At 67.4% G+C, this 9,526-nt stretch carries 7 protein-coding genes and 1 pseudogene; 4 read left to right on the top strand and 4 right to left on the bottom strand.

Going from position 1 to position 9,526, the window contains the following annotated elements:
- Positions 1 to 3: 3 nt before the first annotated feature.
- The gene (metH, locus tag ACLP4W_RS27985; protein ID WP_442390611.1) at positions 4 to 3,597 is read right to left on the bottom strand and encodes a methionine synthase; all 3,594 of its coding nucleotides are present in this window, start codon (positions 3,595 to 3,597) and stop codon (positions 4 to 6) included.
- 145 nt (positions 3,598 to 3,742) lie between these two features.
- Between metH and ACLP4W_RS27980 the strand changes: the two genes are divergently transcribed.
- From ACLP4W_RS27980 to ACLP4W_RS27965, 4 genes are all read left to right on the top strand, one after another.
- Entirely contained in the window at positions 3,743 to 4,609 is an 867-nt protein-coding gene (locus ACLP4W_RS27980; protein WP_442390610.1) for a PAC2 family protein, read from the top strand.
- Between the two features lie 81 nt (positions 4,610 to 4,690).
- Positions 4,691 to 5,050: a WXG100 family type VII secretion target gene (locus ACLP4W_RS27975; protein WP_442390609.1), complete on the top strand. Its 360-nt coding sequence runs from the start codon at positions 4,691 to 4,693 to the stop codon at positions 5,048 to 5,050.
- A 3-nt stretch (positions 5,051 to 5,053) separates the two neighbouring features.
- Entirely contained in the window at positions 5,054 to 6,676 is a 1,623-nt protein-coding gene (locus tag ACLP4W_RS27970) for an alpha/beta hydrolase (RefSeq protein ID WP_442390608.1), read from the top strand.
- Positions 6,677 to 6,720: 44 nt separating this feature from the next.
- A complete protein-coding gene (locus tag ACLP4W_RS27965) occupies positions 6,721 to 7,227 on the top strand; it encodes an LppA family lipoprotein (RefSeq protein ID WP_442390607.1) in 507 nt (168 codons plus the stop codon).
- A gap of 100 nt (positions 7,228 to 7,327) precedes the next feature.
- Here ACLP4W_RS27965 and ACLP4W_RS27960 read toward each other — a convergent pair.
- From ACLP4W_RS27960 to ACLP4W_RS27950, 3 genes and pseudogenes are all read right to left on the bottom strand, one after another.
- Positions 7,328 to 7,465 (bottom strand): annotated as a pseudogene (locus ACLP4W_RS27960) (SDR family NAD(P)-dependent oxidoreductase); the annotation flags it as partial.
- A gap of 24 nt (positions 7,466 to 7,489) precedes the next feature.
- Entirely contained in the window at positions 7,490 to 8,734 is a 1,245-nt protein-coding gene (gene mshC / locus ACLP4W_RS27955) for a cysteine--1-D-myo-inosityl 2-amino-2-deoxy-alpha-D-glucopyranoside ligase (RefSeq protein WP_442390606.1), read from the bottom strand.
- 26 nt (positions 8,735 to 8,760) lie between these two features.
- The coding region (locus ACLP4W_RS27950) for a 3'(2'),5'-bisphosphate nucleotidase CysQ (RefSeq protein WP_442390605.1) at positions 8,761 to 9,526 on the bottom strand (766 nt) is incomplete at its 5' end.

Genomic DNA, 9,526 nt, shown 5'->3' with positions numbered 1-9,526 from the left:
GCATCACACGTTGAAGTACTTGGCCTCGGGGTGGTGCAGGACAAACGCGTCCGTCGACTGCTCGGGGTGCAGCTGTAGCTCCTCAGACAACGTCACGCCGATGCGTTCGGGCTCCAGCAGCGCCATCATTTTCGCCCGGTCCTCCAGGTCGGGGCATGCCCCGTAACCGAACGCGAAGCGGGCGCCCCGGTAGCCGAGCTTGAAATAGTCTTCGACCGCCTCGGGATCCTCAGCGGACACCGCCCGGTCCCCGGAGAACTTGAGCTCCTCCCGGATGCGACGGTGCCAGTACTCGGCCAGCGCCTCGGTGAGCTGCACGCCGATGCCGTGCACTTCGAGGTAATCGCGGTAGGAGTTCGACGCGAACAGTTCGTTGGCGAAGTCCGCGATCGGCTGGCCCATCGTGACCAGCTGGAACGGCAGCACGTCAACCTGGCCGCGCTCGCGGGCAAGATCCCGGGACCGGATGAAGTCGGCGATGCACAAGAACCGGCCGCGCTGCTGGCGCGGGAAGGTGAACCGGTACCGCTCCTCGGCGTCCGGTTCGGGCTCAGTGAGCACCACGACGTCGTCGCCCTCGGACACCGCCGGGAAGTAGCCGTACACCACGGCGGCGTGCGCCAGGACGCCGTCGGTGGACAACCGGTCCAGCCAGTACCGCAGCCGTGGCCGGCCCTCGGTCTCCACCAAATCCTCGTACGCCGGCCCGTGGCCGTCTCGCACACCGCGTAATCCCCACTGGCCCAAGAACAATGCGCGCTCGTCGAGCAGGCCGGTGTAGTCGGCCACCGCCAGGCCCTTGACGACCCGGGAACCCCAGAACGGCGGAACGGGCACCTCGACGTCGGCCGCGACATCGGAGCGTGCGGGCACCTCGACCGGCTCCTCGGCCTCCTTGCGCTGCGCCGCGATGCGCTTGGACCGCTCGTGGCGGGCCTTGCGCTCGGCCTCCTTTTCGCGAGCCGCGACCGCCTCCGGGCTGTCGGTGTCGGGCGCCTCGCCCCGCTTGGCGCTCATGATGGTGTCCATCAACTTCAGGCCCTCGAAAGCGTCTCGCGCGTAATGCACTGCGCCCTCGTAGATTTCGGCCAGGTCGTTCTCCACGTAGCTACGGGTCAACGCCGCACCGCCGAGCAACACCGGGAACTTCTCGGCCACCCCCCGGGTGTTCATCTCCTCGAGGTTTTCCTTCATCACCACGGTGGACTTCACCAGCAGGCCCGACATTCCGACCACGTCGGCGCTCTTGTCCTCGGCCACTTCCAGAATGTTGGCGATGGGCTGCTTGATGCCCAGGTTGACCACCTCGTAGCCGTTGTTGCTCAGGATGATGTCGACCAGGTTCTTACCGATGTCGTGCACGTCCCCCTTGACGGTGGCCAGCACGATCCGCCCCTTCCCCGAGTCATCGTCGGACTTCTCCATATGCGGTTCCAGGTAAGCCACTGCGGTCTTCATCACCTCGGCCGACTGCAGCACGAACGGCAGCTGCATCTGGCCGGAGCCGAACAGCTCGCCGACCGTCTTCATACCGGCCAGCAGGTTCTCGTTGATGATCGCCAGCGGCGGCTTTTCGGTCATCGCCTCGTCGAGGTCGGCCTCCAGGCCGTTGCGCTCGCCGTCGACGATGCGCTGCGCCAGCCGCTCGAACAACGGCAGCTTGGCCAGCTCGGCCGCGCGGGATTCCTTCGACGACGCCGCCGACACGCCCTCGAACAACCGCATCAGCTCCTGCAGGGGGTCGTACCCCTCGCGGCGACGGTCATAGACCAGATCGAACGCGACCTCGCGCTGCTCTTCCGGAATCCGGTTGATCGGCAGGATCTTCGACGCGTGCACGATCGCCGAATCCAGACCGGCTTCCTGGCACTCGTGCAGGAACACCGAGTTGAGCACCTGGCGCGCAGCGGGATTGAGGCCGAACGAGATGTTGGACAACCCGAGCGTGGTCTGCACGTCGGGGTGCCGCCTCTTCAGCTCACGAATGGCCTCGATGGTCTCGATGCCGTCCTTGCGCGACTCTTCCTGGCCGGTGGCGGTGGTGAAGGTCAAACAGTCGATGAGGATCGAGGATTCGTCGACTCCCCAGTTGCCGGTGATGTCGTTGATCAGCCGCTCGGCGATCTCGAGCTTCTTTTCGGCGGTGCGGGCCTGGCCCTCTTCGTCGATAGTCAGCGCGACCACCGAGGCGCCGTGCTCGGCGACCAACCCCATGGTTTTGGCGAAGCGCGACTCCGGGCCGTCGCCGTCCTCGTAGTTGACCGAGTTGATGGCGCAGCGGCCGCCCAGGTGTTCCAAACCCGCCTGCAGCACCGGGGTTTCGGTGGAGTCCAGCATGATGGGCAACGTCGACGCCGTCGCCAGCCGGCTGGCCAGCGCCGTCATGTCGGCCACGCCGTCGCGGCCCACGTAGTCCACACACAAGTCCAGCAGGTGCGCGCCGTCGCGGGTCTGATCCTTGGCTATGTCCAGACACTTCTGATAGTCCTCGGCGATCATCGCCTCACGGAAAGCCTTGGACCCGTTGGCGTTGGTCCGCTCCCCGATCACCAGAACCGAGGCGTCCTGCGCGAACGGAACGGCGCTGTACAGCGACGACACCCCGGGTTCGTAGGTCACGTGGCGCTCGCCGCGCCGCGCGGTCCCGTCGTTGTACCCGGCCACGACGGCGGCGACTTCCCGGATGTGGTCCGGGGTGGTGCCGCAGCAGCCGCCGACCAGCGAGAGCCCGAACTCGGCGATGAAACCGGACAGCGCGTCGGCCAATTCGTCGGGCTGCAGCGGATATTCGGCGCCCCTCGCGCCCAGCACCGGCAGGCCCGCGTTGGGCATCACCGACACCGGGATGCGGGCATGCCTGGACAGGTACCGCAGGTGCTCGCTCATTTCGGCGGGACCCGTCGCACAGTTCAAACCGATCATGTCCACGCCGAGCGGCTCGACGGCCGTCAGCGCCGCGCCGATCTCGCTGCCCAGCAGCATCGTGCCGGTGGTCTCCACGGTGACATGGGCAAACACCGGAATGCGCCGACCTGCCTGAGCCATCGCGCGCCGCGACCCCAGCACCGCGGCCTTCAGCTGCAGCAGGTCCTGGCAAGTCTCCACCAGGATGGCGTCGGCGCCGCCTTCCAACATCCCGAGCGCAGCCTCCGCATAAGCGTCGCGAATGAGGTGGTACTCGGTGTGGCCGAGGGTCGGCAGCTTGGTGCCCGGGCCCATCGACCCCAGCACGTAGCGCTTGCGGTCAGGGGTGGTCAGCTCGTCGGCGACCCGGCGCGCGATCGCGGTGCCCCGCTGCGAGAGGTCCCTGATCCGGTCGGCGATGTCGTAGTCGCCCAAGTTGGACAGGTTGCAGCCGAACGTGTTGGTCTCCACGGCGTCCGCGCCGGCCTCGAAGTAGGCGCGATGGATGGTTTCCAGCACGTCGGGACGCGTCTCGTTGAGGATCTCGTTGCAGCCCTCCAGGCCGCGGAAATCGTCCAGCGTGAGGTCTGCGGCCTGCAACTGCGTGCCCATCGCGCCGTCCCCGACCACCACACGCTGCGCCAAAGTCTCCAGGAGGTCGGTGTCGTAGCGGTGTTCGTTAGCGGCTGTCACCCCGACAAGGATAGTCGGCCTATGCAAATGTCCGGCATCGTTGACAGTTCTTCTGACAGCCACCTTGCTTCAGCGCCGACATCCGCGCAGGCAGCCCGGGGTAGGCCTTACGCTGATTCTGTGACTTTGTGGGATGGTGGGCCGGATGGCTAGCCCCGCGCTGCCCGAATTGCACAACACCATCGTCGTGGCGGCGTTTGAGGGATGGAACGATGCCGGGGACGCGGCCAGCGACGCGCTCGAGCACCTCGACGCCATCTGGGAAGCCGACCCGATCGTGGAGATCGACGACGAGGCGTATTACGACTACCAGGTGAATCGCCCGGTCATTCGGCAGGTCGACGGGGTTACCCGCGAGCTGGTGTGGCCGGCGATGCGGATCTCGCACTGTCGCCCGCCGGGCAGCGACCGCGACGTCGTGTTGATGCACGGGGTGGAGCCCAATATGCGTTGGCGCACGTTTTGTGCCGAGTTGGTCGCCATTGCCGACAAGCTCAACGTCGACACGGTCGTGATCCTCGGCGCCCTACTGGCCGACACCCCGCACACCCGGCCGGTGCCGGTCTCGGGCGCGGCCTACTCCCCCGAGTCCGCGAAGCGCTTCGGCCTCGAGGAAACCCGCTACGAGGGCCCGACCGGGATCGCCGGAGTGTTCCAGGACGCCTGCGTGGCCGCCGGCATCCCGGCCGTGACGTTCTGGGCGGCGGTGCCACACTACGTGTCCAACCCGCCCAACCCCAAGGCGACGGTGGCGCTGCTGCGCCGCGTCGAAGACGTGCTCGACATCGAGGTCCCGCTGGCTGACCTGCCGGCCCAAGCCGAGGAGTGGGAGCAGGCGGTCACCGAGATGACCGCCGAAGACGAGGACCTGGCCGAGTACGTGGTGTCGCTGGAGCAGCGCGGCGACGCCGAGGTCGACATGAACGAGACCCTCGGCAAGATCGATGGCGACGCGCTGGCCGCCGAGTTCGAACGTTATCTGCGCCGTCGGCGGCCCGGTTTCGGGCGCTAGCAAACGACCCTCCGTGGCTTGCGGCCGGTCCTCAATGCTGCTATCGAATGATGTGTAGTTCCTGGAAAAGAGGCGGACGCGATGGCGGCTGGGGGTGAGTTTCGGGTCGATCCGGAGGCCTTGGCCGGCTCGGCGGAGCACGTCAGCGGGCAGGGCGAGGACCTGGCGAGCGCACATTTGTCGTCGGACAACCGGATCGAGGGCGCACAGTCCGGGTGGGTGGGGGCTTCCGCTGCGGCGCTCAACGCCAGGATGGCGGCCTGGTTGGAGACGTCGCGGAGGCTGGTGGCCAGGGTTGGCGGTCACGCGCTGGACCTGCAGAACGACCACATCAAGTTCACGGCGGCGGAGCGTGACAACGCCGATAGGCTGCGGGCGGTCGGCTTCAGTGCAGAAGGCGCCGACGGCGCCGACGGCGTGGCAGGTGCGGGGCGGGAATGATCGGTGACGTTGACGGTGGCCGATATTGATCGGTGGAGTTCCGGCGCGGTGCGGGCGGTGTTCCTTGCCGCGAACGCACGCGGGCAGGCCACCTTGGAGGTGTCACGCCAGCTCGGGAGGCTCGCCGTGTTCGACGATTGGGAAGGCGCCACCGCCGCGGCCAGAAAGCACACCAATGCCTCGATCCGCCAAGACCTCGATGCCCACGGCAATGAGTCACTGGCGGTGGCGCGCGCGGCCGACAAAGCGGCCGACGGTATCGACAACGTGCAGGCTCAGCTGCGCCAGTTGCGGGCCGACGCCACCGAGCTGGACATGACGATCGACTCACTCGCGAACAGGGTCGTCCCCAGTTCAACGTTCAACGGCCCGCCGATCGAGGCCTTCATCGCCGGAGAGCAGCTGCAGCCCAGGCTGGATGCGATCCTGGTCGAGGCCAACGCCGTCGACGAGGAACTGGCGTTGGCGATCAACATGGCCGACGGTGACACGCCGATCCCGGCCGGCGCCGGTTCACCGGTCGGCCCCCAGGGATTGACCCCGACACAGCGCGAAAGTGACGCAAACGAAGAACGGCTGCGTGAGCAGCGCACCCAACTTCAAGCCCGAGTCCGTGACTTGCAGGCGCAAGCCGACCAGGCGAAAGCGCGGGGCGACCAGAGCCGACTCCAAGACCTCAACGGCCAATTGGGCGCGGCCCAAAGCCGGCTGGCGGAACTCGACTCCGTCGACAAGGCGCTGGGCGAGGCGCCAGAGACCTATCTGACCCAGCTGAGTATCCCCACCGACCCGAACCAAAAGGTCGGTGCGGTGGTGGCGGTGGGCAACCCCGACACGGCCGCCGATATCGCGGTCACCGTTCCGGGTCTCGGTTCGACCACCAAAGATTCCTTGCCCGGCATAGTCAGCGAAGCGCGCAATCTCCAGACGACCGCGCATGACGAACTCAGGCGGCTTGGCCGGCCGGGTTCCGTGGCCACCATCGCGTTCATGGGCTACGACCCGCCGGCGAACCCGCTCAACACGACCAGTCCTCGCGACCTGTGGCGCACGATGAGCGACGACCGGGCCCGCGCCGGCGCCGCGAGCCTGTCGTCGTACCTGCAGCAGGTGCGAGCCGACAACCCGACCGCGCATATCAGCCTGTTCGGACACTCCTACGGCTCGCTGACGGCGTCGCTGGCGCTGCAGCAGCTCAACGCCCAGGGTCTGCACCCGGTCAACGACGCGGTGTTTTACGGCTCGCCCGGGCTGGAACTCGCCAATCCCGACCAGCTCGGTCTGGCCAACGGGCACGCTTATGTGATGCGTGGACGCAGCGACTGGATCCCCGAGTTGGGGGCACTCGCCCCGTTGCACGGCTGGGGTGTCGACCCGTATGACGGGATGCTGCCGGAGCTTTCGGCCGAAGGCGGCACCAGTCCCGATGGTGTCGCGCGGGCCGGCGTGTCGAGCCACGCAGACTACCCGCGCGCTGTGACCGGCCCGGGCGGCGAGCAGGTGCTGCGGATGTCCGGCTACAACCTGGCGGTGGTCGCCGCGGGCATCGCCGATATGCCCGACGGTGGTAAGCAGTTGGTAATGGCGCCGACGTTGACCAATCCACAACCCCATCCGGGGGGATGATGATACGGGTCATTGCGGGAGTTTTGGGATTGGTGGTGGTGTGCATGTCGGTATCTGGTTGCGGTACAACCGATTCCGGGGCGCCCGGCAATCCGGGGCCGCAGCGGGTGGCCGAGCTGGAGAATGGGCTGCGATCGAAACCGTCCTTTGAGGCCGCCCAAGCCGACTACGTGACCGCGATGAACCAGATGGCCGACAAGATTGCCGCGCTGGTGCCCGGGATGAAATGGACCGTCGACGAAAACAGCTGGGAGCATTGCGGGGGAGATTACGTGTGGACCCGCGCGGTACGAGTCTTCGAGCGCATCGTATTCGACCGCGCGATCCCCGATGACGTGTGGCCGCAGGCACTTCAGATCGTCAAGGACGGCGCCGCCCGCTTCGGTGCCACCACTGCCGAGGTTTTCGTCGACCGACCGGGCAACAAAGACCTTGCTATCTCCGGCTCCGGCGCGCAATTCCATTTCGGCACTGCCGCCCAGACGATCCTCACGGCGACGTCCGACTGTCGGATGCGGGCGACGGACACCCCACCATCAACATCGCGGTAACCGCTGCTACGGCTTCTCCAAGGCCTGGTTGTAGGCACTGGTCGAGCGCCCGAGCGCGGCGGCTGGCGTCCATTCGGGGCAACAGCTCAGCAGTGTGCCGGAGGACGGGAAGTTCGCCTTTATCGAGATCGATCAGCACCATTTTGGCGCCCTTGTTGCGCAGCCGACGGGCGAGCTCAGCCCCGATCCCGCGAGCACCACCAGAGATGAAAACAACCTTGCCCTGCAGCGATGTCATCGGCGAAACCTACCGCCGCGGTTCTTACAGGTCCACCCCGAGCAGCGCGTCGATCACGGTGGCCACCAGCGTCGGGGCCCCGGCGTCGTGGCCACCGTACTCGAGCGCGTCGGTGGCCCAACCATCAAGTGCAGCAAGGGCTTTCGGAGTGTTGAGATCGTCGGCCAAATATTGGCGCACCCGGGCTATGACGTCGGTGGCGTCCGGGCCCGCGGGCAGCGCGGTCGCGGTGCGCCAGCGCTGCAGCCGGGCAGTCGCCTCGTCGAGCACTTGCCGGCTCCAAAACCGGTCCGCGCGGTAGTGCCCGGCCAGCAGACCCAGCCGGACGGCCGACGACTCAACACCTTGCGCGCGCAACGTCGATACCAGCACCAGGTTGCCGCGGCTCTTGGACATCTTGTGCCCGTCCCAGCCGATCATCCCGGCGTGCACGTAGTGCCGGGCGAATCGCCGCTCGCCGCGGACGCATTCGGCATGCGCGGCGGTGAATTCGTGATGCGGGAAGATCAGGTCGCTGCCCCCGCCCTGAATGTCGAGGCCGCTGCCAATGCGGCTCAGCGCGATGGCCGCGCACTCGACGTGCCAGCCGGGCCGGCCGGCACCGAACGGTGACGGCCAACTGGGCTCCCCGGGCCGCGCGGCCCGCCACAGCAGGGCGTCGAGTTCGTCGGTCTTGCCGGGCCGGTCCGGGTCGCCGCCGCGCTCCGCGAAGAGCCGCAGCATGGTGTCTCGGTCATAGCCGGACTCGTAGCCGAACTGCAGCGTCGCGTCGGCCCGGTAGTAGACGTCCGGGTATTCCCCTATTTCCGGGTCGACGACGTACGCCGCCCCCGACGCGAGCATTTTCTCGACGAGCTCGACCACTTCGGCAATCGCCTCGGTCGCCCCGACGTACTCGCGCGGCGGCAGTACCCGCAGCGCCGCCATGTCCTCGCGGAAAAGAGCGACCTCGCGCTCGCCCAGCTCGCGCCAGTCGACGCCGTCCCGATCGGCGCGCTCCAGCAGCGGATCGTCGATGTCGGTGACGTTCTGCACATAGTGCACGTCGTGACCGAGGTCCAGCCATTGGCGGTAAACGAGGTCGAATGTCAGATAAGTGGCCGCGTGACCCAGATGGGTCGCGTCGTAGGGCGTGATCCCGCAGACGTACATCGTGGCCCGTTTACCGGCCGCGACGGGGCGCACCTGCCGGTCGGAGGTGTCGTACAGCCGCAATTCCGGGCCGCGTCCCGGCAACACGGGAACCTGTGCGGAAGACCACGCCTGCATATCGTCGACTCTAAACGCGCGCGAGGTCAGCGAAATTCCTGCCGGATGGCGCCGAGCAGGATCGGCGCCAGCTCGGCGCGGCACATGACGAAGTCGGGCAGGTACGGGTCGAGTTGGTTGTAGCGCAGCGGCGAACCGTCGAGTCTCGATGCGTGCATGCCGGCTGCCATCAACACCCCGGCCGGCGCCGCCGAATCCCATTCCCACTGGCCTCCTGCATGCACGTAGGCATCGACGTGGCCGTCGATGACGGCCATCGCCTTCGCGCCCGCCGAGCCGATCGCTACGGGCTGAATGGGCAGCGTCTGGCGCATACGGTGCAGGACCGCGGGTGGCCGGGTAGCGCTGACGGCTATCCGAATGGTCGCGGGAACGCCAACGCGCGCGGCGCCATCGGTCACGGTATCGCTGCGGTACACGGTGTTCCCGCGGGCGGGCAATGCCACCGCGGCGTCGGTGATCTCGCGCTGGCCGTCGGTGGGGCGCTGCCACAGCGCGATGTGTACGGCCCAGTCGTCGCGGCCGGGCGTGGAGAATTCGCGGGTGCCATCAAGCGGGTCGATGATCCACACCCGGTCATGCTTCAGGCGGGAATGATCGTCGTAGGCTTCCTCACTGAGCACCGCGTCACCGGGCCGCTCGGCCCGCAGCCGGCGCAGCAGTAGGTCGTTCGCCAGGCTGTCACCCGCGTCGCCGAGCGCCCAGGGATGACCGAAACCGATCTCGTCGCGCACCTTCAGCAACAACTCCCCGGCGTCGGCGGCGAGATCGGCGGCCAGTGCGGCGTCTGTC

It is taken from the genome of Mycobacterium sp. (assembly GCF_052145595.1).
In the GTDB taxonomy this organism is placed as follows: Bacteria; Actinomycetota; Actinomycetes; order Mycobacteriales; family Mycobacteriaceae; genus Mycobacterium.
Note: the sequence above shows the minus strand (reverse complement) of the source record. Positions and strands in the feature narration are given on the sequence as shown.

Coding starts and splice junctions, on each gene's coding strand:
- ACLP4W_RS27965 (WP_442390607.1), top strand. CDS start 6,721: ATGTCGGTATCTGGTTGCGGTACAACCGATTCCGGGGCGCCCGGCAAT.
- mshC (WP_442390606.1), bottom strand. CDS start 8,734: ATGCAGGCGTGGTCTTCCGCACAGGTTCCCGTGTTGCCGGGACGCGGC.
- ACLP4W_RS27980 (WP_442390610.1), top strand. CDS start 3,743: ATGGCTAGCCCCGCGCTGCCCGAATTGCACAACACCATCGTCGTGGCG.
- ACLP4W_RS27975 (WP_442390609.1), top strand. CDS start 4,691: ATGGCGGCTGGGGGTGAGTTTCGGGTCGATCCGGAGGCCTTGGCCGGC.